Source organism: Mesorhizobium sp. B2-5-11 (assembly GCF_006440835.1).
Taxonomy (GTDB): Bacteria; Pseudomonadota; Alphaproteobacteria; order Rhizobiales; family Rhizobiaceae; genus Mesorhizobium.
The window spans coordinates 131,341-155,007 of record NZ_VFUK01000006.1; the positions used below are offsets into that span (position 1 = coordinate 131,341).

22 protein-coding genes, 1 other RNA gene and 1 pseudogene are annotated in these 23,667 nt (G+C 64.2%); 6 read left to right on the forward strand and 18 right to left on the reverse strand.

Going from position 1 to position 23,667, the window contains the following annotated elements:
* Positions 1 to 6: 6 nt before the first annotated feature.
* The 3 genes from bfr to FJ490_RS19880 all read right to left on the reverse strand — a co-directional run bounded on the left by bfr (position 7) and on the right by FJ490_RS19880 (position 2,167).
* Positions 7 to 492: a bacterioferritin gene (gene bfr / locus FJ490_RS19870; protein WP_140513146.1), complete on the reverse strand. Its 486-nt coding sequence runs from the start codon at positions 490 to 492 to the stop codon at positions 7 to 9.
* Positions 458 to 769, reverse strand: coding sequence for a (2Fe-2S)-binding protein (locus FJ490_RS19875; protein WP_140513144.1), 312 nt, complete (start codon positions 767 to 769; stop codon positions 458 to 460). The genes bfr and FJ490_RS19875 overlap by 35 nt, the downstream gene beginning before the upstream one ends.
* A gap of 108 nt (positions 770 to 877) precedes the next feature.
* Positions 878 to 2,167: an imelysin family protein gene (locus FJ490_RS19880; protein WP_140728866.1), complete on the reverse strand. Its 1,290-nt coding sequence runs from the start codon at positions 2,165 to 2,167 to the stop codon at positions 878 to 880.
* Between the two features lie 438 nt (positions 2,168 to 2,605).
* Here FJ490_RS19880 and FJ490_RS19885 point away from each other — a divergent pair, with 438 nt between their 5' ends.
* The 3 genes and pseudogenes from FJ490_RS19885 to FJ490_RS33630 all read left to right on the forward strand — a co-directional run.
* Positions 2,606 to 3,859 carry an FAD-dependent oxidoreductase gene (locus FJ490_RS19885; protein ID WP_140728865.1) on the forward strand — a complete coding sequence of 418 codons (1,254 nt, stop codon included), beginning with the start codon at positions 2,606 to 2,608 and terminating at the stop codon, positions 3,857 to 3,859.
* Positions 3,860 to 3,896: 37 nt separating this feature from the next.
* On the forward strand, positions 3,897 to 4,127 hold the full coding sequence (locus FJ490_RS19890; RefSeq protein ID WP_140496834.1) for a type II toxin-antitoxin system ParD family antitoxin: 231 nt from the start codon (positions 3,897 to 3,899) through the stop codon (positions 4,125 to 4,127).
* Positions 4,128 to 4,138: 11 nt separating this feature from the next.
* A pseudogene (locus FJ490_RS33630) lies at positions 4,139 to 4,231 on the forward strand (type II toxin-antitoxin system RelE/ParE family toxin); the annotation flags it as partial.
* A 104-nt stretch (positions 4,232 to 4,335) separates the two neighbouring features.
* On the opposite strand, the gene FJ490_RS19900 reads toward FJ490_RS33630, so the two are convergent.
* Complete coding sequence (locus FJ490_RS19900) at positions 4,336 to 5,613, reverse strand: 4-aminobutyrate--2-oxoglutarate transaminase (RefSeq protein WP_140728864.1); 1,278 nt, start codon at positions 5,611 to 5,613, stop codon at positions 4,336 to 4,338.
* A gap of 406 nt (positions 5,614 to 6,019) precedes the next feature.
* Positions 6,020 to 6,238, reverse strand: a complete 219-nt coding sequence (locus tag FJ490_RS33135; protein WP_246672684.1) for a hypothetical protein — start codon at positions 6,236 to 6,238, stop codon at positions 6,020 to 6,022.
* Between FJ490_RS33135 and FJ490_RS19905 the strand changes: the two genes are divergently transcribed.
* Genes FJ490_RS19905 through FJ490_RS19915 form a run of 3 tightly spaced genes read left to right on the forward strand, consistent with a single transcriptional unit; the run spans position 6,237 to position 11,391 of the window.
* Positions 6,237 to 7,220, forward strand: a complete 984-nt coding sequence (locus FJ490_RS19905) for an efflux RND transporter periplasmic adaptor subunit (protein WP_246671670.1) — start codon at positions 6,237 to 6,239, stop codon at positions 7,218 to 7,220. The genes FJ490_RS33135 and FJ490_RS19905 overlap by 2 nt on opposite strands.
* Positions 7,217 to 8,296, forward strand: a complete 1,080-nt coding sequence (locus FJ490_RS19910) for an efflux RND transporter periplasmic adaptor subunit (protein WP_140513132.1) — start codon at positions 7,217 to 7,219, stop codon at positions 8,294 to 8,296. The genes FJ490_RS19905 and FJ490_RS19910 overlap by 4 nt, the downstream gene beginning before the upstream one ends.
* Complete coding sequence (locus tag FJ490_RS19915; RefSeq protein WP_140728862.1) at positions 8,293 to 11,391, forward strand: efflux RND transporter permease subunit; 3,099 nt, start codon at positions 8,293 to 8,295, stop codon at positions 11,389 to 11,391. The genes FJ490_RS19910 and FJ490_RS19915 overlap by 4 nt, the downstream gene beginning before the upstream one ends.
* A gap of 12 nt (positions 11,392 to 11,403) precedes the next feature.
* Here FJ490_RS19915 and FJ490_RS19920 read toward each other — a convergent pair whose 3' ends face one another.
* The 13 genes from FJ490_RS19920 to ffs form a co-directional block, all read right to left on the reverse strand.
* A complete protein-coding gene (locus FJ490_RS19920) occupies positions 11,404 to 11,718 on the reverse strand; it encodes a hypothetical protein (protein WP_140728861.1) in 315 nt (104 codons plus the stop codon).
* Between the two features lie 39 nt (positions 11,719 to 11,757).
* Positions 11,758 to 12,507, reverse strand: a complete 750-nt coding sequence (locus tag FJ490_RS19925) for an ABC transporter ATP-binding protein (protein ID WP_140728860.1) — start codon at positions 12,505 to 12,507, stop codon at positions 11,758 to 11,760.
* Positions 12,504 to 13,364, reverse strand: coding sequence for an ABC transporter ATP-binding protein (locus tag FJ490_RS19930; RefSeq protein WP_140513126.1), 861 nt, complete (start codon positions 13,362 to 13,364; stop codon positions 12,504 to 12,506). Before FJ490_RS19930 ends, FJ490_RS19925 begins: the two co-directional genes overlap by 4 nt.
* Complete coding sequence (gene nikC / locus FJ490_RS19935) at positions 13,361 to 14,287, reverse strand: nickel transporter permease (RefSeq protein WP_140496850.1); 927 nt, start codon at positions 14,285 to 14,287, stop codon at positions 13,361 to 13,363. Before nikC ends, FJ490_RS19930 begins: the two co-directional genes overlap by 4 nt.
* A gap of 196 nt (positions 14,288 to 14,483) precedes the next feature.
* Complete coding sequence (locus FJ490_RS19940) at positions 14,484 to 15,551, reverse strand: ABC transporter permease (RefSeq protein ID WP_140496853.1); 1,068 nt, start codon at positions 15,549 to 15,551, stop codon at positions 14,484 to 14,486.
* Positions 15,552 to 15,560: 9 nt separating this feature from the next.
* Positions 15,561 to 17,204, reverse strand: coding sequence for an ABC transporter substrate-binding protein (locus FJ490_RS19945; RefSeq protein WP_140496855.1), 1,644 nt, complete (start codon positions 17,202 to 17,204; stop codon positions 15,561 to 15,563).
* Positions 17,205 to 17,457: 253 nt separating this feature from the next.
* On the reverse strand, positions 17,458 to 18,735 hold the full coding sequence (locus FJ490_RS19950; RefSeq protein WP_140496857.1) for a lytic murein transglycosylase: 1,278 nt from the start codon (positions 18,733 to 18,735) through the stop codon (positions 17,458 to 17,460).
* 197 nt (positions 18,736 to 18,932) lie between these two features.
* Positions 18,933 to 19,538, reverse strand: a complete 606-nt coding sequence (recR, locus tag FJ490_RS19960) for a recombination mediator RecR (protein ID WP_140496859.1) — start codon at positions 19,536 to 19,538, stop codon at positions 18,933 to 18,935.
* 98 nt (positions 19,539 to 19,636) lie between these two features.
* Positions 19,637 to 20,596 (reverse strand): cell wall hydrolase, encoded by a 960-nt coding sequence (locus tag FJ490_RS19965; RefSeq protein WP_140496861.1) that lies wholly within the window; start codon positions 20,594 to 20,596, stop codon positions 19,637 to 19,639.
* Positions 20,597 to 20,792: 196 nt separating this feature from the next.
* On the reverse strand, positions 20,793 to 21,200 hold the full coding sequence (locus tag FJ490_RS19970; RefSeq protein WP_140670846.1) for a hypothetical protein: 408 nt from the start codon (positions 21,198 to 21,200) through the stop codon (positions 20,793 to 20,795).
* Between the two features lie 71 nt (positions 21,201 to 21,271).
* Complete coding sequence (locus tag FJ490_RS19975; protein WP_140496865.1) at positions 21,272 to 21,595, reverse strand: YbaB/EbfC family nucleoid-associated protein; 324 nt, start codon at positions 21,593 to 21,595, stop codon at positions 21,272 to 21,274.
* Positions 21,596 to 21,625: 30 nt separating this feature from the next.
* On the reverse strand, positions 21,626 to 23,458 hold the full coding sequence (locus FJ490_RS19980) for a DNA polymerase III subunit gamma/tau (protein ID WP_140559691.1): 1,833 nt from the start codon (positions 23,456 to 23,458) through the stop codon (positions 21,626 to 21,628).
* A gap of 105 nt (positions 23,459 to 23,563) precedes the next feature.
* An RNA gene (gene ffs, locus FJ490_RS19985) (signal recognition particle sRNA small type) lies at positions 23,564 to 23,660 on the reverse strand.
* Positions 23,661 to 23,667: the final 7 nt, after the last annotated feature.

The window sequence follows — 23,667 nt, forward strand, 5'->3', positions numbered from 1 at the left end:
ATGCCCTTACTCCGCCTCGTCCGCCGATGCGGCATTGAGCTGGCCGTATTTTTCCTCGCCGATCGAGGCAAGCAGATCGAGCTGCGTCTCGAGGAAGTCGATGTGCCCCTCCTCGTCGGCCAAGAGTTCCTCGAACAGTTTCATGCTGACATAGTCGCCGGCTTCGTTGCAGACCTCGCGCGAGCGCTTGTAGGCGGTGCGAGCGTCATACTCGCCGGCAAGGTCGGATTCGAGCACTTCCTTCACGTTCTGTCCGATACGCAGCGGCGCCACGGACTGCAGATTGGGGTGCCCTTCCAGGAAGATGATCCGGGCCACGAGCTTGTCGGCATGGTGCATCTCCTCGATCGATTCGGCGCGTTCCTTCTTGGCGAGCTTGGCGTATCCCCAGTCCTCCAGCAGACGGAAATGGACCCAATACTGATTGACGGCACCAAGCTCCAGGAACAGAGCCTCGTTAAGCCGCTCGATGACCTGTGGTTCGCCTTTCATGGGTTCTGCTCCCGTATTGGACGCGCAGGCCTCTGACGCGATCCAGATGTGAAACGATGTCCACGCCGCTCGCCTGCGAGCGGGCGTGGTAGTTCTCGGTGACCCGAATGATCGTTTCGACCACATTTGGGAAGCAGCCGCAACAGCGACCGCGCTTGTGCATGGCGTGATAGACTTTTGCCGGCACGATGAGCTGCCAGGGATCCTGGTCCAGCAGCCCGACGATCGTCTGCTCAATCTCCTTCTCGGTGATGATGTTGCAATGGCAGATCAGCATAAACTTGCTCGGATGGCTGACGGCGCCTTCCGCGCCGTGTGGCTTGACTCTATCTTCCCCGCGCCGAAGCCCTTTGTGACTTCGGCCCGGGCTTCCAGGCTTCGACGCTTACTGGAACACCTTGTCCGGCGCATCAAGGCTGTCTGAACCCTCAAAGGCTATGGCGTTGAGCTTCAGCGCGCCGACGGCGCGTTCGACCGATTTGGTCTGGTCGATCAGTGCGTCGATTGCCGCCTGCACTGTGGCGTTGCCCTCGGTGTTGCCTTCGGCGATCTGCTGGTCGTAAGCCTCGCCGCCTTCGGCGCGGGCCTTGATCGCCCCCATCTTGGCGACGGTGACATCGAGCTTGTCAGACAGTTCCTTGTCGATGGCCGGATCAGCCGCCTTGACCATGTCCGCCACCGACGGCCCTGAAACAACGGTGCCGTCCAGCCTGGTGTAGCTGGCGTGATAGGCGGCGCGGATGCCGACGGCGTCATAGAGATGGGAATTGTAGGTGTTGTCGGAGAAGCAGTCATGCTCCTCTTCCGGATCGTGCAGCAGCAGGCCGAGTTTCATGCGCTCGCCGGCGAGTTCGCCGTAGGAGAGCGAGCCCATGCCGGTAAAGATGGCCGAAATGGCGGCGTTCGGCTCGCCGTCGAGCAGGTTCTTGCGCGCAGCGCCGCCTTCCTTCCAGTCGCCGACCATCTCCTGGAGGTCGGACACCAAAAGCGTGCTGGCGGACTTCAGATATTCAGCGCGGCGGTCGCAATTGCCGCCGGTGCAGTTCTTGAGATCATAGTCGGTGTAGGGGCGCTCGCCGGCGCCCGGTCCGGTGCCGTGCAGATCCTGGCCCCAGAGCAGGAACTCGATGGCATGGTAGCCGGTGGCGACATTGGCCTCCACGCCGCCGGCCTCCTGCAGCGTGCCGGAGAGGAATTCCGGCGAAAGCTTCGAGGCGTCGACCTTCTTGCCGTTGATCTCGATCTCCTTGTTGGCGATCACATTGGCCGTGTAGAGCGAATTCGCGTCGGATTCTGTGCCGTAGCTCTTGGCGACATAATCGATCAGGCCTTCGTCCAGCGGCCAGGAATTCACCTTGCCTTCCCAGTCGTCGACGATCTTGTTGCCGAAGCGGTAGACCTCGGTCTGCTGGTAAGGAACGCGCGATGCCTTCCAGGCCTCGCGGGCGGCATTGAGCGTCTCGGCCGAAGGCTTGGCCAACAAGGTGTCGACCGCCTTCTCGAGCGCCTGCGCGGTGGTCACCGAATCCTCGTATTTGGCAAGCGCGATGTCGGCATAGGTTTTGATGACCGCCTTGGGATCGCTCTCGGCCTTGGCCGGCAGCACGAACACCGCCGCCGTCAACAGGGCCGTGGCACTGATCGCCGCAAGCCTGCTGCCATGTCGTGCCGTCATTGTCGCTCTCCAGTTTTTCGGGAATTTTGTGAACGGCGCGCGCGACAACCGGCGCCAGGCCATGTGCAGGCCGTTATTCGCAGCGTATGCCGCGCTGTCGCGCGGTTCGAAGAAGAAAGACACCAAAATGCCTCCAATCGAAAGGGTTCAAGGCCCAGACATCAAAGGGATGCGCCGATGCGCGAGGCCCCATAAAGCTTCAGGACCGATGGAAGTCAACGAAAATCGACAGGAAAACTCAATCGAAACAACAGTTTAGAATTATTCTAAACTGCGATAGTCAACTTTAGCCACCTGCACCGTGTGCCGAGTTCGTCACCGAACTGTCCGATTGACAGCCGCCGTTCCGGGTGCGACCCGCAAATGCCCCCTTGCGGCGGCGCCAGACAATTGCCACGTGGCGAGACATCCTAAAATCAAGTTCGGGATCGGAATGCGATGAAGAACGGCGTGGTCATTGTCGGTGCGGGACATGCGGGCGTGCAGTCGGCGGCAAGCCTGCGCGAGGACGGTTATGACGGGCCGGTGATCCTCGTCGGCGATGAGAACGAGCTGCCCTATCACAAGCCGCCGCTGTCGAAGACCTTCATCAAGGATGCCGAGGCCAAGCCGCAACCCTTGCGTGGCGAGGCATTTTACACCGGCAGCGCCGTCGACTACCGGCCGGGCGTTCGGATTGACCGGATCAATGCCGGCAGTCGCCGTTTGGAGATATCAGGCGGCGGCGAACTTGCCTTCGATCATCTGATCCTCGCCACCGGCTCGCGCCCGCGCCTCCTGCCGCTGCCGGGCGCGGATCTGTCCGGTGTGGTGTCGTTGCGCTCGCTGGCCGATGCGCGGCTGATCCGGGACTTGAGCGCACGGAGCGAAGACGTCGTTATCCTCGGCGGCGGCTTCATCGGGCTGGAGATCGCGGCGACGCTGCGCGCGGCCGGCCGCACCGTAACGGTCGTGGAAGCGGTCGACCGGCTGCTTGGCCGCGCCGTGGCGCCGATCGTGGCGGGCCATGTCCGCCAACGGCTGGAAGCGACCGGCGTGCACATTCTCACCGGCACCACGATCGCAAGGCTCGAAGGCGAAAACGGCCATGTCACGGCCGCGATCACCTCGTCAGGCGAAAGGCTGCCGGCGCGCATGGTCGTCGTCGGCATCGGCGCCGTGCCTAATGTCGAATTGGCGCAGCAAGCCGGCCTCACCATCGCCAACGGCATTCGCGTCGACCACCAGATGCGCAGCTCGGTGCCGGAAATCCTCGCCATCGGCGACGCCGCCTCCTATCGACACTGGTTCACCGGCGGCGACGTGCGGCTGGAATCGGTACAGAACGCCACCGACCAGGCGCGGCTTGCCGCGCGCACCATAACGGGCCATGCCGACGCCTATTCGGCCGTGCCCTGGTTCTGGTCCGACATCGGCGACATGAAGCTGCAGATGGTCGGTCTGACATCCGGCGGCGACAGCCATGTCGTGCTGGGCGATCTCGCCGACAACAAGTTCTCGATCTACCATTATGCCGCAGACAGGCTGCTCGGCATCGAATCGGTCAACCGCCCCGGCGACCACATGCTCGGCCGCAAGATGCTGAGCGCCGGCTTCTCGCCGGCGCCACAGACGGTGGCAGCGGGGCCGGACGGATTGAAAGCGGCGCTGGCCGCGTTCCAGAACAAAGAGTCAGCCGAGGCCAGTGCCTAAGATTGCCAATTTTTGCCATAGGCTATAAAATGCCTGAATGAGCACCATGAACATCTCCCTGCCGGAAAGCTTGAAGCATTTTGTCGATCAGCAAGTGACCGATCGCGGCTATGGCACGAGCAGCGAGTATGTGCGTGAATTGATCCGCCGCGATCAGGATCGTCAGCTTCTGCGCGGCTTGCTCCTTGAGGGCGCATCGTCCGCCCCGGGCGCTCCGGTTGACGACGACTATTTCGCCGCGCTGCGGAAACGGGCGCAGGGCCAATAGAGTAAGTGCCCATAAAGGCGATCATTCCTCGAAAACTAGCCCTGCGGGATGTCGAGGATGCTGTCGATTACTATACGCGAGAAGCTGGTTCGCATGCGGCGTTGCTGCACGCCAGGCGGACCTTCCAGCCTGGTTACAGAATCCGAGCTCCTGACGGCACGTTCACCGGGTCCGGTGTAAGCCGTCAGGAGAAATGGGCGCCGCCCTTTCAGGCAGCGCGAACCTCGCGGATCGAGCTTTCCAGAATGTCGAGCGCCTCGTTCATGATGCCGTCCTGGATGGTGAGCGGCGCCAGGAAGCGGATGACGTTGCCGTGAACGCCGCAGGTGAGCAGGATCAGCCCCTTGTCGAGCGCCTTCAGCCTGACCGCATTGGCCATCTCCGCCGATGGCAAGCCCTTCCTGACGTCGTTGAGCTCGACCGCGTTCATGAAACCGGGGCCACGGATGTCGACGATTTCGGGGACGTCGTCGCGGATCGAGCCCAGACGCTGCTTCAGCCTGGCGCCGAGCGAGTTGGCGCGGTCGCACAGCTTCTCTTCCTCGATCACGTCAAGCACCGCGTGCGCGGCGGCAACGCCGATCGGGCTGCCGCCATAAGTTCCGCCCAGCCCGCCGGGGCCAGGCGCATCCATGATCTCGGCGCGGCCGGTGACCGCCGCCAGCGGAAAGCCGCCGGCCAGGCCCTTGGCCATGGTGGTGATGTCGGCGGTCACCTCATGATGCTCCATGGCAAACATCTTGCCGGTGCGGGCAAAGCCGGTCTGCACCTCGTCGGCAATGAGCAGGATGCCGTGCTGATCGCAGATCTTGCGCAGCGCGGTCATGAAATCGCGCGGCGCTTCGTAGAAGCCGCCCTCGCCCTGCACCGGCTCGACGATGATGGCCGCGACCCTGGCCGGATCGACGTCGGCCTTGAACAGGCGATCGAGCGCTGCAAGCGAATCGGCCACCGACACGCCGTGCAGCGGCACCGGGAAAGGAGCGTGGAAAACGTCGGCCGGCATGGCGCCGAAGCCGACCTTGTAGGGCACGACCTTGCCGGTCAGCGCCATGCCCATGAAGGTGCGGCCATGGAAGCCGCCGGCAAAGGCGATGACGGCCTGGCGGCCGGTGGCATTGCGGGCGATCTTGATGACGTTCTCGACCGCCTCCGCGCCGGTGGTGACGAAGATCGTCTTCTTCTCGAACTTGCCCGGAAGCATGCCGTTCAGCCGCTCGGCCAGCCGTACATAGCTCTCATAGGGCACCACCTGGTGGCAGGTGTGGGTGAAGCGGTCGAGCTGCGCCTTGACCGCCTCGATGACCTTGGGGTGGCGATGGCCGGTGTTGACGACGGCGATGCCGGAGGAGAAATCGATGTAGCGGCGGCCCTCGACATCCCAGATCTCCGAGTTCTCGGCCCGGTCGGCGTAAATCTGCGTGGTCATACCGACACCGCGCGAGATCGACTGGCTCTTGCGTTCGGAAATGGCTGAGTTCTTCATGATGTCCCTCATAGGGCCGGCGCCCGTTCTGCTTGATCAGATGTCTTCTGGGCTTATTTCATGCTTTCCTCAAGTCGGCACCGCCGGCAGGCGATTGGGCCTGAGGTAGCGCGCCTGACCAGCCGGCGATATCCGTAACCAGGCCAACGGACTGCGTTAACGGGTTCGGAGCCTTCGCGGCGCGCTGTTGAGGATCATTGAACGGAAAAACCCGCCTGTGCGGCGGGTCCCTGGCGCAACTCAGCACCATATCCAAATATCTATCATAGTTGCCTTCACCTCGTCAAGGAAAAAATTCCTATCACGAAAAGCTGCCCGGCCGGGACTGGCCGTCGTCAGGCCTTTGCAAACCCGAGTCGGATGCCTGACACGGGTACGAGTCCGGTTTCCTTTTTCGGGAGATCGACTATCGTGCCGGGATCCGCGAGGCATCGCGATCGGCGAGCGGCCTGCGGCTGAGGGAGCCCATGAGCAGGAACGCGACATCGTCCGTCTCGCCGCCATCGGTCAAACCTTCCAAGTTTTCGACTTTTTCCATCGGCGTAGCGCTTTTCACTTGCACGGCCGTCCTGCTTTTGGCCGGCTGCCAGAAACAGGAAGCGGCCGAGAAAAAGCTGCCGATCATGGTGCGCACCGAGACCGTGGCGATGGCCGACTATGCGCCGAGAACCGCGCTGACCGGGGTGATCGCGGCGCGTACGCTGAACAATCTGTCGTTCCGGGTCGGCGGCCGCGTCGCCGAACGGCTTGCCGATGTCGGCCAGCATGTCGACAAGGGCGCGGTGCTTGCCCGCATCGACCCGCAGGAGCAGGAATCCGATTTGCGCTCGGCGCAGGCCGATCTCGACGCGGCGCAAGCGCAGTTGACCCAGTCCGCCGCCGCCTTCGAGCGGCAAAAGACGCTGCTTGCCCAGGGTTACACCACCAGGCGCGACTATGACGCCGCCGATCAGGCATTGAAGGTGGCGCAAGGCAGCCTCGACGCGGCGCAGAGCGCGCTCGCCAATGCCAAGCAGAACCTGTCCTTCACCGAACTCAAGGCTGGCGCCGCGGGCGTCATCACCGCCCGCCAAGTCGAAACCGGCCAGGTGGTGCAGGCTGCGCAGACCGTCTTCACCGTCGCCGAGGACGGCGACCGCGACGCGGTGTTCAACGTCCAGGAGACGTTGATCGCCAGGACGCCGACCTCGCCGGCGGTGACGATCACGCTCCTGTCCGACCCGCAGATCAGGGCAACGGGCAAGGTGCGCGAAATCTCCCCGGCGGTCGATCCGGCGTCGGGCTCGATCCGGGTCAAGGTCGGCATTGCCGATACGCCCGCCGGCATGCCGCTGGGCGCGGCCGTCATCGGCTCGGCCGGCGCCAAACCGGCCAAGGCGATCCTGCTGCCCTGGCAGGCATTGACGTCCAGCGCCGGCAAGCCGGCGGTCTGGATCGTCGATCCCTCGACCGGTACGGTGACGATGGCACCGGTCGAGGTGCTGGCTTTCAATTCCGGCACCGTCGTCATCGCCAGGGGATTGGAGGAGGGCCAAAGCGTCGTCACCGCGGGCGGACAGCTGCTCAGTGCGGGTCAGAAAATCGAGATATCGGGAGCGGGCCAATGAGCCGGATGCCGCGCCTCCTGCTTGGCCTGATCGCGCTTGGCGCGCTCGCCGCCTGCTCGAAGTCGGAGGAGAAGCCTCCGGAGATCATCCGGCCGGTGCTGTCGGTGGTGGTCGAGCCGCGCACCACGCAGGTCTTCGGCTTCGCCGGATCGGTCGAGCCGCAGGTCAGCGCCGATCTCGCCTTTCGCCTGCTCGGCCGGGTCGTGTCCCGCGACGTCAATGTCGGCGACATCGTCAGCAAGGGCACGACGATCGCGGCACTGGACCCGACCGCCTTGGAGCTGTCGGTCCAGGCGGCCAAGGCCGAGCTCTCCAATGCCGAGGCACAGTTTGCCAACGCCGCCGCCAGCGAGGAGCGCCAACGCCAATTGCTTGCCAGCGCCAACACCACGCAAGCCGTGTTCGATGCCGCGCAGCAGGCGAGGAAGGCGGCCGAGGCCAGTGTCGAGCGGGCCAGGGCCTCGCTGGCCAAATCGCAGGAGCAGCTCGGCTATGCCAGGCTGTTCTCGGATTTCGACGGCGTCGTCACCGCTGTCGGCGCCGAGGTCGGCCAGACGGTCTCCCCCGGCCAGACGGTCGTCACCGTGGCGCGCTCGGACCCGCGCGAAGCGGTGGTCGATATTCCAGACCGGTTGACCGGCAATCTCACGGCCGGCACGCCGTTCCAGGTCATCCTGCAATCGCTGCCGACGATCCGGACCGAGGCCAAGCTGCGCGAGATCGCGCCGCAGGCCGAGGGCTCGACGCGCACGCGGCGCGTGCGGCTGACGCTCACCGATCCGCCGCAGGCCTTCCGGCTCGGCTCGACCGTGACGGCAACGCGCATGACCACGGTGGAGCCGACGATCGAACTGCCGCTGTCGGCGCTCTTCCAGAGGAACGGCTCCGACAGGGTGTGGGTCCTCGATGCGCAGACATCGAGCGTGAGCACGCGCGAGATCAAGGTTGCCTCCAGGAACGGCGGAACCTTCACGGTGGCTCAGGGGCTGGAAGCGGGAATGCGCGTCGTCACCGCCGGCGTCCACAGCCTGACCGAAGGTCAGAAGGTCAAACTGCCCGCGGGAGGGGCCTCATGAAGGGCTTCAACCTCTCCGACTGGGCGCTCAACCACCGCTCGATGGTCTGGTATTTCATGCTGGTCTTCGTTGCGGCCGGCATCTTCTCCTACCTCAACCTCGGCCGCGAGGAAGACCCCGCCTTCACCATCAAGACCATGATCATCCAGGCCAATTGGCCCGGCGCTTCGGTCAAGGAGACGGTGCAGCAGGTGACCGACCGCATCGAGAAGAAGCTCGAGGAACTCGACAGCCTCGACTACACCAAATCCGTCACCACAGCCGGCCAGACCGTCATCTTCGTCAACCTGAAGGACACCACCAAGGCGCGCGACGTCGTGCCGAACTGGATTCAGGTGCGCAACATGGTCAACGATATCAAGGCGCAGTTCCCGCAAGGCGTCCAGGGACCGTTCTTCAACGACCGTTTCGGCGACGTCTACGGCAACATCTACGCCTTTACGTCGGACGGGCTGACGCCGCGCCAGCTGCGCGACTATGTCGAGGATGTCAGGACAAAAATCCTGACCGTGCCGAATGCCGGCAAGGTGGACCTGGTCGGTGCCCAGGACGAGGCGATCTATCTCGAATTCTCGACCCGCCAGATCGCGGCCCTCGGCCTCAACCAACAGGCGATCGTGGCAAGCCTGCAGGCGCAGAACGCGATCACCCCGTCCGGCGTCATCCAGTCCGGCCCGGAACGCATCAGCGTGCGGGTCGGCGGCCAGTTCACCTCCGAAGAGAGCCTTCGCGCCATCAATCTTCGCGTCAACGACCGCTTCTTCCGGCTGAGCGACGTGGCGACGATCACGCGCGGCTATGTCGATCCGCCAACGGCACTGTTCCGCTTCAACGGCCAGGACGCGATCGGGCTCGCCATCGGCATGAAGCCAAACGCCAATCTGCTCAAATTCGGCGAGGCGCTGCATGAGGCGATGAACAAGGTGCTGGCAGACCTGCCGGTAGGCGTCGGCGTGCATCTGGTCGCCGACCAGCCGGTCATCGTCGAGGAAGCGGTCTCGGGCTTCACGCGCGCCTTGTTCGAGGCGGTGGCCATCGTGCTGGCCGTGTCCTTCATCAGTCTCGGCATGCGCGCCGGCTTCGTCGTGGCGCTGTCGATCCCGCTGGTGCTGGCCATCACCTTCACGGTCATGTCCTATCTCGGCATCTCGCTGCAGCGCATCTCGCTCGGTGCGCTGATCATCGCGCTCGGGCTTCTGGTCGACGACGCGATGATCGCGGTCGAGATGATGGTGGCGCGGCTGGAGGTCGGTGATAGCCTGCGCAAGGCGGCGACCTATGTCTACACATCGACCGCCTTCCCGATGCTGACCGGCACGCTGGTGACCGTCGCGGGCTTCATTCCGATCGGCCTCAACAACAGCGCCGCCGGCGAATACACCTTCACTCTGTTCGTCGTCATCGCCGTGTCGCTGCTGGTGTCGTGGATCGTGGCGGTGCTTTTCGCGCCGCTGCTCGGCGTCACCATTCTGCCGGCGACGATGAAGACGAAGCATCACGACCAGCCAGGCCGCTTCACCTCGCTGTTCCGGCGTGCCCTTGTCGGCTCGGTGCGCCATCACTGGCTGACCATCATCGCCACGGTGCTGTTGTTTGCCGGCTCGATCGCCGGCTTCGGCCTGGTGCAGCAGCAGTTCTTCCCGCCATCGGACCGGCCGGAGCTGATCGTCGACTGGAACCTGCCGCAGAATTCCTCGATCGCCGACACGCGCGAGCAGATGGAGCGGTTCGAGCAGCGGGCGCTGGTCGGCAATCCCGACATCGACCATTTCTCGTCCTATATCGGCCAGGGCGCGGTGCGCTTCGTGCTCGCCTATGACGTGCAACCGGCCAATCCCTATTTCGGCCAGACGGTGATCGTCACCAAAAGCATCGAGGCTCGCAACCGGGTGAAGCCGGCGCTGGAAAAGCTGCTGCGCGAGGAATTCGTCGGCACCGACGCCTTCGTCAAGCTGCTCGAACTCGGGCCGCCTGTCGGCCGCCCCGTGCAGTACCGCGTCGGCGGGCCCGACATCCAGACGGTGCGCGCGCTGGCGCAGCAATTCGCCGGCGTCATCTCGGCCAATCCCAAGCTCGCCGCGCCGACCTTCGACTGGAATGAGCCGCAGCGCGTGCTCAGGGTCGACGTGCTGCAGGACAAGGCGCGGCAGCTCGGCATCACCTCCTCCGACATCGCCAGCGCGCTCAACAGCACCGTCGGCGGCGCCACCATCACGCAAGTGCGTGACGCCACCTACCTGATCAACGTCGTGGCGCGCTCGCGCGAGGCCGAACGCGGCTCGATCGAGACTTTGCAGAACATGCAGCTGCCGACGAGCACCGGCGAGGCCATCCCGCTCGCGGCGGTGGCCAACTTCCGCTACGAGCTCGAACAACCGACGGTATGGCGGCGCGACCGCATCCCGACCATCACCGTGCGGGCCGGCCTGGTCGGCGACGTTCTGCCGGCAACAGTGGTCAACGAACTGAAGCCATCGGTCGATGGCTTCATCGCCAAGCTGCCGCCGGGCTATTCGATCGAGACCGCCGGCTCCGTTGAGGAAAGCGCCAAGAGCCAGGGGCCGATCGCGGCCGTCGTGCCGCTGATGCTGTTTGTGATGGCAACCATCCTGATGGTCCAGCTGCAGAGCTTCCAGCGCCTGTTCCTGGTCGTTGCGGTGGCGCCGCTCGGGCTGATCGGCGTGGTGGCGGCCCTGGTGCCGAGCGGCGCGCCGCTCGGCTTCGTCGCCATTCTCGGCGTCCTGGCGCTGATCGGCATCCTGATCCGCAACTCGGTCATCCTGATCGTGCAGATCGAGGACCTTGTCGCAGAGGGCAAGGACCGCTGGGCCGCCGTCATCGAAGCGACGGAACACCGGATGCGGCCGATCGCCCTGACGGCCGCCGCCGCCAGCCTGGCGCTGATCCCGATTGCGCGCGAAGTGTTCTGGGGACCGATGGCCTACGCGATGATGGGTGGCATCATCGCGGGTACTGCGATCACGCTGCTGTTCCTGCCGGCGCTTTATGTGACGTGGTTCAGGATCAAGGAGCCGAAGCGTCGGGATGAGCCGCCCGCTCTGGAGACCGGCGAACCGGTGCAAGCTCAGACCTGAGACATTGCCGAGTCATTCGTTGTCGTTGGCGGGTGTGGGACGCGATTTTGCCCGCTGCCAAGGTGACGATTTTGAGCTGCGCCAGGCATGCCAGCCTTCCGGCAAGTCGGCCAAGATTTGGATGCTTTCATCCCGCTGCAAAACGCTTTGCAGGCTCACGATCATTATGTCGCCTTCTTCAACAGGTCCGGTTTCGCTGTTGTGGAATTGCCAACTGCCGTCGTCATCGTCATGCGAGACATATGCGATCCAGTCGCCCCGGGTTACTATGCCCCTGTCCAAAAACACCCCGACGTTAGGAGGATCTGCAAACTGCCATTCCTTCATGACGTCCCCTAAGACGATCGGTTCGCAAGACAAGCGAATTCAAATAGCTCTCACAAACCCGTCGCTGGCCCGCAAGAGATTGCGCGTGTAATCCTTCGTCACGCGGCGTTCGACCAGGTCATCCGCCGTCAAATTTTCCACCGCCTCGCCGCTTTGCATCACCATCAGGCGCTCGCACATATGGGTGATGATGGCGAGGTCGTGGCTGACCATCAGGAAGGTCAGCTTGCGCCGCCGGCGTACTTCCTCGAGCAGGTTGAGCACCTCGGCCTGCACCGAGGCATCGAGCGCCGAGGTCGGCTCGTCGAGCAGCAGGATCGACGGTTCGAGGATCAGCGCGCGCGCGATCGCCACGCGCTGGCGCTGGCCGCCCGACAATTGATGCGAGTAGCGGAAGCGGAAGCCGTTGCCGAGGCCGACCTCGTCGAGCGCCCGCTGGATGCGCTTTTCGCCGTCGCCAAAACCATGGATGGCGAGCGGCTCCTGCAGCAGGCGGTCGATGGTCTGGCGCGGGTGCAGCGAACCGTACGGATCCTGGAACACCATCTGCACTTCGCGGTAAAAGGCCTTGTCGCGGCGCGCGCCGAGCTTCTTGCCGTTGACCACGATGCTGCCCGAAGCGACCGGCGCAAGGCCGGCGATCGCCCTGAGCAGCGTCGATTTGCCGGAGCCGGATTCACCGACCAGGCCGAAGGATTCGCCCGGCTGCACGTCCAGGCTGACACCCTTCAGTGCGCGAAAGCGGTCGAAGATGACCTCCAGCCCGTCGACGGCGATTGCTGATGTCATGCCGCCCACTCCGGCTTGCGGTCGAGCACCGGCAACGGGTGACGATCGGCGCCGATCTTGGGCATGCAGTTGAGCAGGCCGCGCGTGTAGGGATGCTGGGCGCGACCGAGTTCGGAGGCCTTGAGCTGCTCCACCACCTTGCCGGCATACATGACGATGACGCGGTCGCAAAAGGACGAGACCAGGCGCAGATCGTGCGAGATGAAGATCAGCCCCATGCCGCGCTCGCCGACCAGCCGGTCGAGAATGCCGAGCACGTCGAGTTGCACGGTGACATCGAGCGCCGAGGTCGGCTCGTCGGCGATCATCATTTCCGGCCCGGCGATCAGCATCATGGCGATCATGGCGCGCTGGCCCATGCCGCCGGAGACCTCGTGCGGATGCAGGTCGAAGACACGCCGGGGGTCGCGGATCTGCACGGCTTCCAGCATGGCCAGCGCTCGCTCCCGCGCCTCGGCCTTGGAGACCTTCTCATGCGTGCGCAGCGTCTCGACGATCTGGCGGCCGATGCTCATCACCGGATCGAGCGAATATTTCGGATCCTGCAGGATCATGGCGATGCGGTTTCCCCGCAATGCCCGGCGCTCACGTGGCGATGCGGCCAGAAGGTCGATGCCGTCGAAAGCCAGCCTCTTCGCCGATATCCGCGCCTGGGGCGGCGTCAGCCCCATGATGGCACGGCCGGTCTGCGACTTGCCCGAGCCGCTCTCGCCGACGATGCCGAGCCGCTCGCGGCCTAGCGAGAAGGAAACGCCGCGCACCGCCTCGATCAGCCCGGTGCGCGTCGGGAAGGTGACGCGCAGATCGTCGACTTCGAGCAATGCGCGTTCCGGCCGTGTCCTCGTTTCGCCGTTCATTGGTCGCCGCTCCGGGGGTCGAGCGCGTCGCGCAGGCCGTCGCCAAGCAGGTTGAAGCCGAGGCTGACGATCAGGATGGCGAAGCCAGGCGCGCCGGCCACCCACCATTGGTCGAGCACGAAACGGCGGCCCGAAGCGATCATCGTGCCCCATTCGGGCAGCGGCGGCTGCGCGCCGAGCCCGAGGAAGCCGAGGCCGGCGGCGGTGAGGATGATGCCGGCCATGTCGAGCGTCACGCGGATGATCAGCGAGGAGATGCAGAGCGGCATGATGTGGCGCAGCACGATGCGGAAGGGCGAGGCCCCCATCAGTTCCACCGCCTTGATGTAATCGGAATTGCGCACGGTCAGCGTTTCGGCACGCGCGATGCGGGCATAGGGCGGCCAGGAGGTGATGGCGATGGCGAGCACCGCGTTCTCGATGCCGGGGCCGAGGGCCGCGACAAAGGCCAGCGCCAGGATCAGCTTGGGGAAAGCGAGGAAGATGTCGGTGATGCGCATCAGTATGGCATCGGTCCAGCCGCCGGCATAGCCGGCGACGGTGCCGACCACGAGGCCGATGGGGGCGGCGATGATGGCGACCAGGATAACGACATAGAGCGTCCAGCGCGAGCCGTAGAGAATGCGCGAGAGGATATCGCGGCCGAGATCGTCGGTGCCGAACCAGTGCTCGGCGCTTGGCGCCAGCAGGCGCGCATTCTTCAGATCGCCGAAAGTCGGCGAATAAGGCGCCAGCACCCCGGCAAGGGCGGCAATGACCAGCAGCGCGATGATGATGAGCAGGCCGAGAAAGGCCAGCCGATTGGCGGAGAAACGCCGCCACGCGACATAGGCGCGGCCGAGCCTCGCCTGCATGCGCGAGGCCGGCCGCTCGCTGAGCAGCCAGTCGCGGCGGGAGAGGGGGGCGGCGTCGGAGGCGGTCATGACGATGCCTCTTGGCGCTGTCGACCCCCACTCCGGTCTGCTTCGCAGACCAACTCTGCCCCGTTCGACGGGGGAGAGGAAAGGCGCCAGGCGTGCGACCGGCTCTTCCTCTCCCCCGGGCAAGAGGAGATGTGGCCCGAAGGGCCGGAATAGGGGCGATTGGCGGCAGCCGAGCCCGAAAGTGGGATTCCTCTGCTCATCTTACCTTCGTCCTCGGGTCGAGCACGCGGTAAAGCAGGTCGGACAGGAGATTGATGGCTATGAACACCGAGCCGATGACGATGGTGCCGCCGAGCACCGCGTTCATGTCGGCATTCTGCAGCGAATTGGTGATGTAGAGGCCGATGCCAGGCCAGGAGAAGACCGTCTCGGTCAACACCGAGCCTTCCAGCAGCCCGGCATAGGAGAGCGCGATCACGGTCACCATCGGCACGGCGGCATTGCGCAATGCATGAGCCCAGATGATGCGGGTTTCCGACAGGCCCTTGGCGCGCGCGGCGACGATGTATTCCTGGGTGAGTTCGTTGAGCATGAAGGAGCGCGTCATGCGGCTGATATAGGCGAGCGAGAAATAGCCGAGCAGCGAGGCCGGCAGGATGATGTGGCGGAACGCGTCCCAGAAGACATCCCACTGCCCCTGCATCGCCGAATCGAGAAGGTAGAAGCCAGTGATCGGCGTGAAGGTGTATTCGTAGACGACGTCGAGCCGCGCCGGGAAAGCCACCCATTGCAGCTTGGCGTAGAACAGGACGAGCCCGAGCAGGCCAAGCCAGAAGATCGGCACGGAATAGCCGATCAGGCCGATGACACGGACGACCTGGTCGATGAGGCTGCCGCGCCTGACGGCAGCCAGCACACCCAGCGGCACGCCGAACAGCGCGCCGATCAGTGTCCCCAACGTCGCCAGTTCCGTCGTTGCCGGAAGGGCGCGGCGGATGTCGGTCATGACCGGATTGGTGGTCAGCACCGAGGTGCCGAAATCACCATTGAGGGCATTTTTGACATAAATATAGAACTGCTCGACCAGCGGCAGGTCGAGACCCATCTCGCGGCGCGTGCGTTCCACGACATTGGCCGGCGCCCGGTCGCCGAGCACGGCCAACACCGGGTCGATGGGGATGACGCGGCCAATGAAAAAGGTCACCGCGAGCAGACCGAGATAGGTCGTGATCGCGATCACCAGGAAGCGGCCGATCGATGAGAAAATGGCGACGGCACGGGCGCTGCCGCGCCCTGCCGCCGCCTGATTTTCAGCTACGCTCATCCGCCGGCGCTATTCCTTGGAAACCGGCCCAACGAAATTGGTGTCGAAGCTCGGGCCGAGCGCGAAACCCTTGAGGTTCTTGCGCAACCCGGCGACTTCCAGCTGCTGATGGATGATGACGAAGGGACTGGTATCGAGGATCTTCTGCTGCAGATCCTTGTACATGTCGGCGCGCTTGCCCGAATCCTTCTCCAGCAAAGCGGCTTCGGTTTGCTTGGTCAGGTCCGGAATATCCCAGGCGTTGCGCCAGGCCAGCGTCTTGGACTTGCCCTCATCCGAATTGTCCGGGTTCGAGGCAAAGGTCTGGGCATTGGAGTTCGGATCGAAATAGTCCTGGCCCCACTGACCGATATAGATGTCGTGGTTGCGGGCGCGGTACTTGGTCAACGTCTGCTTGCCGTCGCCGGGAATGATCTCCAGCTTGATACCGGCCTGGCCGAGCGTCTGCTGGATCGATTCCGCCATGCCGGTTGTCGGCTGGCCGGTGCGCACATCCATGGTCACGCTGAAGCCGTCGGGCAGGCCTGCCTTGGCCAGCAGTTCCTTGGCCTTGGCGACGTCGAGCTTGAACGGGTTCTTGTCCAGTTCTCCGAGCACGCCCTTGGGCAGGAAAGTCTGGTGGATTTCACCGATGCCCTTGAGGATGGTCGAGCTCAGCGCGTCATAGTCGACCAGATATTTGAAGGCCTGGCGGACTTCGGGCTTGGCGAGGTTCTGGTTCTTTTGGTTGAGGCTGATGTAGTAGACAGTGCCCTTCGGCGCACTGGTTGTGGTGAGGTCGGCGTTCTTGGCAATGGCGTCGAGGTCGTTTGGCTCAAGATTGCGGGCGACGTCGATGTCGCCGGCCTCAAGCGCCAGGCGCTGTGCCGAGCTTTCCTTCATGTTGCGGTAGATGACGCGAGCAAGCTTGGCCTTTTCGCCGTAGTAATTGTCGTTCCGTTCGAGCACGACGGCCTCGTTGGCGCGCCACTCACGCAGCTTGTAGACGCCCGAGCCGGCATAGCCGGTCTTCAGCCAGGCATTGCCGAAATCATTGTCCCATTTGTAGTCGGCGCTCGGCGTGACCGCCGCGACATGTTCCTTGACCAGCTTGGCGTCGACGACCGAGGCGACGGTGGCCGACAGGCAGTTCAACACGAAGCTCGGCGCATAGGCCTTGTCGACGATGAACTGGAAGGTGGTGTCATCGACCGCCTTGGCTTTTTCGGCGACATTGTCGCCGCTGATCCCGAACTGGTCGATGATGAAGGCCGGGCTCTTGTCCAGCTTGACGGCGCGTTCGAACGAATAAGCGACGTCGGCCGCGGTGATCGGGTTGCCCGAGGCGAATTTCAGGCCGGGCTTGAGCTTGAACGTGTAGGTCAGGCCATCGTCCGAGACGGTCCAGCTTTCGGCGAGGTCGCCCTTGACCTTGGAGGTGTCGCTGAGGTCGAGCCGGACCAGCAGGTCATAGGTGTTGCCGGTGACCTCGGCGGTCGACAGCTCGAATGCCTCGCCCGGATCCATGGAGATGATGTCATCGATGGCGAAGCCTTCGACCAGCGTGTCGGCTGGCGTGACCGCGCCAGCCGGCGCTCCCGCCAGAAGCAGCGCCGACATTGCGGCACCCGCAAGCAGAATGCGGGATCGTAGAGCAAGCTTTTCCATCATCATGGTGATTGTTCCCTGTTTTGTTGACCTGAGTTCCCGGCTCAGGGTTGCGGTGTTTTTCCAGGCCGACAAGGGCCCCCTTTGACCACTTACCGTCGTGGTTTTTGTCCAGTTGGTCAACAGCATATCCGGCGGCCTCGCGGCGGGCAACGAGCATTTATGCGTCGGCTCACTGGATCATAGTGGCAGGCGGACGAGCCGGAGCATGCGAAGGCCAACAGAGGCCAGCGTTCGAGAAAAAACCCTGACGTGGGAGTTACTTCAGAGCAGCGACCAGGCCGGCATCGGGGAAGCAGGTGGCGGGCTTGCCGTTCTTTTCCTGCCAGGCACCGATCGAGCGGCGGGTCTTGAAGCCGGGCAGCCCGTCGGCGCTGCCGACATCGTAGCCCTTGGCCTCCAGCGCCCGCTGCAGGGCGGCGATGTCGGAGCGGTGGAGGTCACCGACCGCACCCCAGCTGCCGGAAAAATTCGCATCGCCATGGGCGATGCGGTCGGCGCCATGGCCGATGAAGAGGGCATAGAGGTCGCTGGTGTTGTATTGCTTCAGCACGTAGAAATTGGGCGTGGCGATGAAGGCCGGGCCGCTGCGGCCGGCCGGCATCAGCAGGAAGCCCTCGGCCTTCAGCTCGCTCGCCGGGAATGCCTTGCCGCCGACACGCTTGATGCCCATTGCGGCCCATTGCGAGATTGTCTTGCCCTGGTCGGGGCCTTCGAGCGAGCAGGAGACGCTCTCGGGCACGGTCACCTCGAAGCCCCAGCCACGTCCCCTCACCCAGCCATAATGGACGAGATAGTTGGCGATCGAGGCGAGCACGTCAGGCGTCGAGCTCCAGATGTCGACACGCCCGTCGCCATCGAAATCCACCGCATGCTTGAGGAACGATGTCGGCATGAATTGCGGCTGGCCGAGCGCGCCGGCCCAGGACGATTTCATCGCATCCACCGGGGCCAATCCGCGCTGGACGATCTCGAGCGCCGCCAGCAGCTCGGTGCGGAAGAAGTCCTTCCTCGTCGACATGAACGCCTTGGTGCCGAGCACCTCGAAGGCGTCGTAAGGCATCTTCGCCGCGCCGAACCCTGTTTCGCGACCCCAGATCGCCAAAAGGACCTCGCCCGGCACGCCATAGCGCTTTTCGATCGCGGCGAGCGTCCTGGCGTTGGCCGCCGCGCGCGTCCGCCCGCCCGATGTGACCGCGCGGATGGTCTTCTCGGCGAAATAGGCGCCGGGCGAGCCGAACTCGGCCTGATGCTGCTTCTGCGGCGTCTTCGGCTTCTCGCCGGGCATGACAAGATCGGGCAGCTTGAGATTGGGTTTGACACCGTCGAAAGCGGCATCGAAGGTCTGCTTGGAAATGCGCTTGGCCTTGGCGTCAGGCCACAGATCGCTCCGGAGCCAGGCGCGGAACTGGTCGTCGATCTTGGCGGCCGAGGCGGAGGTGGAGAGGAACAGTGCAGCCAGTATCGCCAGGAAAAACGCAAAGCAGAACTTGCGGAGGCCGCGTTCCTTGGCGCCCCCCTCTGGCCTGCCGGCCATCTCCCCCACAAGGGGGGAGATCGACCGTTGTCTCTGCCTTCGCCAAACACCGCCGTTGAAAAGGAGATGCCGGCTGCGAAATTGCCAATCTCCCCCCTTGAGGGGGAGATGTCCGGCAGGACAGAGGGGGGCGCCACGGAACGCCAACTTTTGAGGATGCGGGATCACCGTGACAAGCATCCTTCCCCGCAATCGCGTCAAAACGCCGTCCTGGAGCGCAGCGCTGCCGCCAGCGTGCCTTCGTCGAGATAGTCGAGTTCGCCCCCGACCGGCACGCCATGCGCCAGCCGCGTTATCTTCACCTCGAAACCGTGCAATTGATCGGTCAGGTAGTGGGCCGTGGTCTGGCCCTCCACCGTGGCATTGACGGCCAGGATGATCTCCTTGACCTCGCCGCCGGCGACGCGGTCGACCAATGAGCGGATGTTGAGCTGATCGGGGCCGATGCCGTCGAGCGGCGACAGCGTGCCGCCCAGCACGTGGTAGCGCACGTTCATCGCCGCCGCCCGCTCCAGCGCCCACAGATCAGAGACGTCCTCGACGACGATCAGCGTGCCGGCGTCACGGCGCGGATCGGTGCAGATCATGCAGGGGTCGGACGTGTCGACATTGCCGCAGGTGGAGCAAATGCGCACCTTGTCGGCCGCCTCGCCCATGGCGGCGGCGAGCGGCGACAGCAGCTGTTCCTTCTTCTTGATCAAATGCAGCGCGGCGCGCCTGGCCGAACGAGGACCAAGCCCCGGCACTTTGGCCAGGAGTTGGATCAGGCGTTCGATCTCGGGACCCGCGATTCGCTTGGACATTGCCCTGATCTAGAGCAATTCCGCGAAAAGTGCGAAGCGGTTTTGCGTCCGGACCGCGTCTCCAACCAGCACCGGCAGGCCGTCAAGTGCGGCCCGCCTCAGTTGGTTTCGAGCGGACGGCTCTGGCTGACGATCATTGCGCCGATGGCATCCGTGTTCTCAGGCGTCGACTGGAACCCCATCGCCGCTTCCTGCGGCGCGCCCTGCACCGAGGAAATGACCTTCGTGTTCAAGGTCCCGCCAAAACGAGCGGCGTCCGGTTCCTCCATCGGCTCCTGCATCGCCACCATCGTCGGCTTCTCCTGGACGCGCGCGGATTTTGCGGCCGGCGCAGCCGATGCCGTCACGTAGGTCTGCTGGGCCGCCTTGCCGGAGCGCACCGGCTCCGCCGCGGCAGTCACGTACGCCGCAGCGGTGCGATCGGATGTCTTGGCCGTCGGCTCGGCGGAAGCGACACGAGTCGCGGCTACTCCGGGCAAGGCTGCTGGCTGCTCGGCCGAGGCGACCGCGACCGTCGGCTCGTCCGGCAGCGGCTGCCAGTTGCGGCCGCGCTTCTCGTAGAACGCATTGCCGCCGGCGACCATGGTGTAATGCATATTCTTGTAGGGGAAGCGCAGGCCCGCGGTGTGGAAATACATCGTGTTCTTGAGCTTGGCCTTGCGCTCGCCCTTGAGCACGGCGTCGGCGGCTTCCTCGACATCGGGCATGGCACGCGAATTCATCGGCCTGGTCATGACGCCGGGCGCGAACTGGCCGCGCTCGCCCACCACCGCGCAGATGGTGTCACCATGTTTGCCGGAGCGCAGCCGGTTCATCACGACAGTGCCGACGGCGATCATGCCATCGCGGCTCGACCGGTTGGATTCGAAGAACATCGCCCTTTCCAGGCATTCCCTGTCCTTCGGCGTGTGGTAGCCGCGAGAGCTCAGGAAACTCGGCGTGATGGCGTCGGTCAGGCTGGACATGCCGTGTGACGCGGTCTGGCTGCAAGCGGCCAGGAACAGGGGAGACGTGACGACGCCGAGCAACAGCGGCGTCTTCCATCGCGTGGCAATCAACAGGTAACCCTCTCACTTCGATGCCCGCCCCCAGGCTGCGGCAAGAATGAGACACTTTCGGGCAAAATGATGGCTAAAACGTTATTGGTGAGATGCTGTTGCCAAACTGGCACAGTTACGTGGCAAGATCCGGGCTTCAAGCCTTTGTTTTATGCACGCCCTTGTCCATGCCGAGACCGCTTTTGGGCGACATGCATTATCGCCCGGCTGAAATCGCAGCCGGCCGTCCTGGCTCAATTTCTTCGAATTTCTCCGAGAACAGCCCGCGCCTCAGGAACAATGCTCGCGCATTGCGGGCGACCGGCGCGATCTTTCCCGGCCAGTCGCTGTCGATGAACTCGGACCTGGTGAAATCGGGGTTGGCCTCCCCGGCAGCCTCCAGGAAATCCGCGATCTCCAGCACGATGGCGCGTTCTTCCTTCGAGAGCGCCGAAGTGCCGGCTTCGATCGAGGGGCGATGCACGAAATCCTCGAACAGGTTGAAATAGCCCTTGATGCCGACGAGATCGACGCCGGCATCAGAATCGGCCAGGATTTCCAGGATCTCGTAGATCCTGTTGCGGATACGCTGCTCGATCAGCCTTTCGGACGGCTCTTCGGCCATGGCCAACTAGTCTTTGGCTTTATGCATGTCGTTATCCCCAAAACCGTCGCACACTCTTGGGCGACATGCATCTAGAACGGCAGTTTCATTCCCGGCGGAATCGGCAGGCCGGCGGTCAGCGCCTTGGTCTTTTCCTGCATGATCTGCTCGACCTTGGCCTTGGCGTCATTGTGAGCGGCCAGAAGCAGGTCTTCGAGGATCTCGACTTCATCCTCCTTGAACAGAGACGGGTCGATCTTCAGCGACTTCATCTCAAACTTGCCGGTCAACGTGACAATGACCAGACCGCCGCCGGCCTGGCCGACGGCTTCGACCGTGGCGATCTCGTCCTGCATAGCCTGGAACTTGGCTTGCATTTCCTTCGCCTTGCCCATGAGGCCGAGAAGATCTTTCATGGTCCGATCCTTTGCAGAGTCGTGGTTTCGTCAGGGTTCGTCGTCGTCCGCCGGCGGCTCGACCGGCACTTCGGCTTCGACCGCGTCGGCTTCCGGCGCGTCGGGGATGCGCACGTCGATGATCCTGGCGCCGGGAAAACGCGCCAGGATGGCGGCGACCGTCGGATCGCTCTTGGCGTCGAGCAAAGCGTTCTCGCGCCTGGTCGATTCCATTTCGGCCAGCGTCTGGCCGCCCTCTTCCTTCGACAGCGACACCAGCCAGTTGCGACCGGTCCAGGCGCGCAGCTTGGTCGTCAAATCGTTGAGCAGCATTTTGGGCGCATCGTCGGTCAGGCTGACGTCGATGCGGCCGGGCTCGATGCGCACGAGGCGGATGCAGCGCTTGACCAGCACCTTGAAGGCGATGTCGCGCTGCGCGTCGGCAAGGGCGACAATATCGGCCAGCGATTTCAGCGGTATTGGCTGCGCCTCCGGCGCCGGCTGCACAGGCGCAATGAAGGCGGCCGGAGCGGGCGCGGCTTCCACCAGCCGCATGGTCTGCGCGCCGCCCGACCCGCCGGGCATGCGCGCCTGCGCCACTGCGCTGGCGCCGTTGCCACCAGGAGCGCCGCCATTACCGGGGCTCGCCGGCGCGCCGTTCGAACGCGGCGCGGCGCCCGGCGCCGGCAGGCCGTTCTCCAGCGACCTCAATGCCTCGTCCAGCGTCGGCAAGTCGGCCGCGTGCGCCAGCCGGATCAGCACCATCTCGGCTGCACTTACCGGCCGGTTGGAGGACTGCACCTCCGGGATGCCCTTGAGCAGCATCTGCCACGTCCGCGACAGCACCTTGATCGAGAGCGTCCGCGCGAAATCTGCGCCGCGCTCGCGCTCGTCCTGCGACAGCGCCGCGTCGTCGGCGGCGGCCGGCACGAAACGCAGCCGGGTGACGAGATGGTTGAATTCGGCAAGGTCGGTCAGCACGGCGGCCGGATCGGCGCCGGTGTCGTATTGCGCGCGCAATTCCGCCAGTGCCGCGGCAACGTCACCCTTCATGACATGTTCGAACAAATCGACGACGCGGGCGCGATCGGCGAGACCCAGCATCGCGCGCACGGCTTCGGCGCTGACCGCACCACCGCCATGCGCGATGGCCTGGTCGAAAATCGATTGAGCATCGCGCATCGACCCCTCGGCCGCGCGCGCGATCATCGCCAGCGCGTCGTCTTCCGCCTCGATGCCTTCCAGGCCCGCTATCCGGGCGAGATCAGCCTTCACCACAGCCGCATCGATGCGCCTCAGGTCAAAGCGCTGGCAGCGCGACAGCACGGTGATCGGCACCTTGCGGATTTCGGTGGTGGCGAAGATGAACTTGACGTGCGGCGGCGGCTCTTCCAGCGTCTTCAACAGGCCGTTGAAGGCCTGCGTCGACAGCATGTGCACTTCGTCGATGATGTAGACCTTGTAGCGGGCCGAGACCGGCGCGTAGCGCACCCGTTCGATGATGTCCCTGATATCATCGATGCCGGTGTGCGAGGCGGCATCCATCTCGATGACGTCGACATGGCGGCCTTCCATGATCGCTTGGCAGTGCTCGCCGAGCACGGCAAGGTCGACGGAAGGCTGGTCGATTGTTGCCGTTTTATAATTCAGGGCCCGCGCGAGAATGCGCGCGGTCGTGGTCTTGCCGACGCCGCGCACGCCGGTCAACATCCAGGCCTGGGCGATGCGGCCGGTGGCGAAAGCGTTGGTGAGCGTGCGCACCATCGGCTCCTGGCCGACCAACTCGGAGAAATTCGCCGGACGGTACTTGCGAGCCAGCACGCGATAGGCGCCGGCCTTGCCTATCTCCAGGCTTTTTGGTCCCGAATTTCCGGCTTCGCTCATTCGCCCGCAAAACTCCAAATGGCCGCGCCAAAAGGCGGCCGATTCCTGCGCATAGTTTCGCCCGCGCTGCAATGCGTCGTCAACGTCGCGAGAAGGGCCGATGAGGTGGGAGGCTGGAACAATGACCCGTTCCGGGCTCGTTAGGGCTGCTTCCTTCCGGACCTGACCCGGTTGGCGAGTGGATCGTCCACCACCAACCTCCCGCCGTC

Coding starts and splice junctions, on each gene's coding strand:
- bfr (WP_140513146.1), bottom strand. CDS start 492: ATGAAAGGCGAACCACAGGTCATCGAGCGGCTTAACGAGGCTCTGTTC.
- FJ490_RS19875 (WP_140513144.1), bottom strand. CDS start 769: ATGCTGATCTGCCATTGCAACATCATCACCGAGAAGGAGATTGAGCAG.
- FJ490_RS19880 (WP_140728866.1), bottom strand. CDS start 2,167: ATGACGGCACGACATGGCAGCAGGCTTGCGGCGATCAGTGCCACGGCC.
- FJ490_RS19885 (WP_140728865.1), top strand. CDS start 2,606: ATGAAGAACGGCGTGGTCATTGTCGGTGCGGGACATGCGGGCGTGCAG.
- FJ490_RS19890 (WP_140496834.1), top strand. CDS start 3,897: ATGAGCACCATGAACATCTCCCTGCCGGAAAGCTTGAAGCATTTTGTC.
- FJ490_RS19900 (WP_140728864.1), bottom strand. CDS start 5,613: ATGAAGAACTCAGCCATTTCCGAACGCAAGAGCCAGTCGATCTCGCGC.
- FJ490_RS19905 (WP_246671670.1), top strand. CDS start 6,237: ATGGTGCGCACCGAGACCGTGGCGATGGCCGACTATGCGCCGAGAACC.
- FJ490_RS33135 (WP_246672684.1), bottom strand. CDS start 6,238: ATGATCGGCAGCTTTTTCTCGGCCGCTTCCTGTTTCTGGCAGCCGGCC.
- FJ490_RS19910 (WP_140513132.1), top strand. CDS start 7,217: ATGAGCCGGATGCCGCGCCTCCTGCTTGGCCTGATCGCGCTTGGCGCG.
- FJ490_RS19915 (WP_140728862.1), top strand. CDS start 8,293: ATGAAGGGCTTCAACCTCTCCGACTGGGCGCTCAACCACCGCTCGATG.
- FJ490_RS19920 (WP_140728861.1), bottom strand. CDS start 11,718: ATGAAGGAATGGCAGTTTGCAGATCCTCCTAACGTCGGGGTGTTTTTG.
- FJ490_RS19925 (WP_140728860.1), bottom strand. CDS start 12,507: ATGACATCAGCAATCGCCGTCGACGGGCTGGAGGTCATCTTCGACCGC.
- FJ490_RS19930 (WP_140513126.1), bottom strand. CDS start 13,364: ATGAACGGCGAAACGAGGACACGGCCGGAACGCGCATTGCTCGAAGTC.
- nikC (WP_140496850.1), bottom strand. CDS start 14,287: ATGACCGCCTCCGACGCCGCCCCCCTCTCCCGCCGCGACTGGCTGCTC.
- FJ490_RS19940 (WP_140496853.1), bottom strand. CDS start 15,551: ATGAGCGTAGCTGAAAATCAGGCGGCGGCAGGGCGCGGCAGCGCCCGT.
- FJ490_RS19945 (WP_140496855.1), bottom strand. CDS start 17,204: ATGATGATGGAAAAGCTTGCTCTACGATCCCGCATTCTGCTTGCGGGT.
- FJ490_RS19950 (WP_140496857.1), bottom strand. CDS start 18,735: ATGGCCGGCAGGCCAGAGGGGGGCGCCAAGGAACGCGGCCTCCGCAAG.
- recR (WP_140496859.1), bottom strand. CDS start 19,538: ATGTCCAAGCGAATCGCGGGTCCCGAGATCGAACGCCTGATCCAACTC.
- FJ490_RS19970 (WP_140670846.1), bottom strand. CDS start 21,200: ATGGCCGAAGAGCCGTCCGAAAGGCTGATCGAGCAGCGTATCCGCAAC.
- FJ490_RS19975 (WP_140496865.1), bottom strand. CDS start 21,595: ATGAAAGATCTTCTCGGCCTCATGGGCAAGGCGAAGGAAATGCAAGCC.
- FJ490_RS19980 (WP_140559691.1), bottom strand. CDS start 23,458: ATGAGCGAAGCCGGAAATTCGGGACCAAAAAGCCTGGAGATAGGCAAG.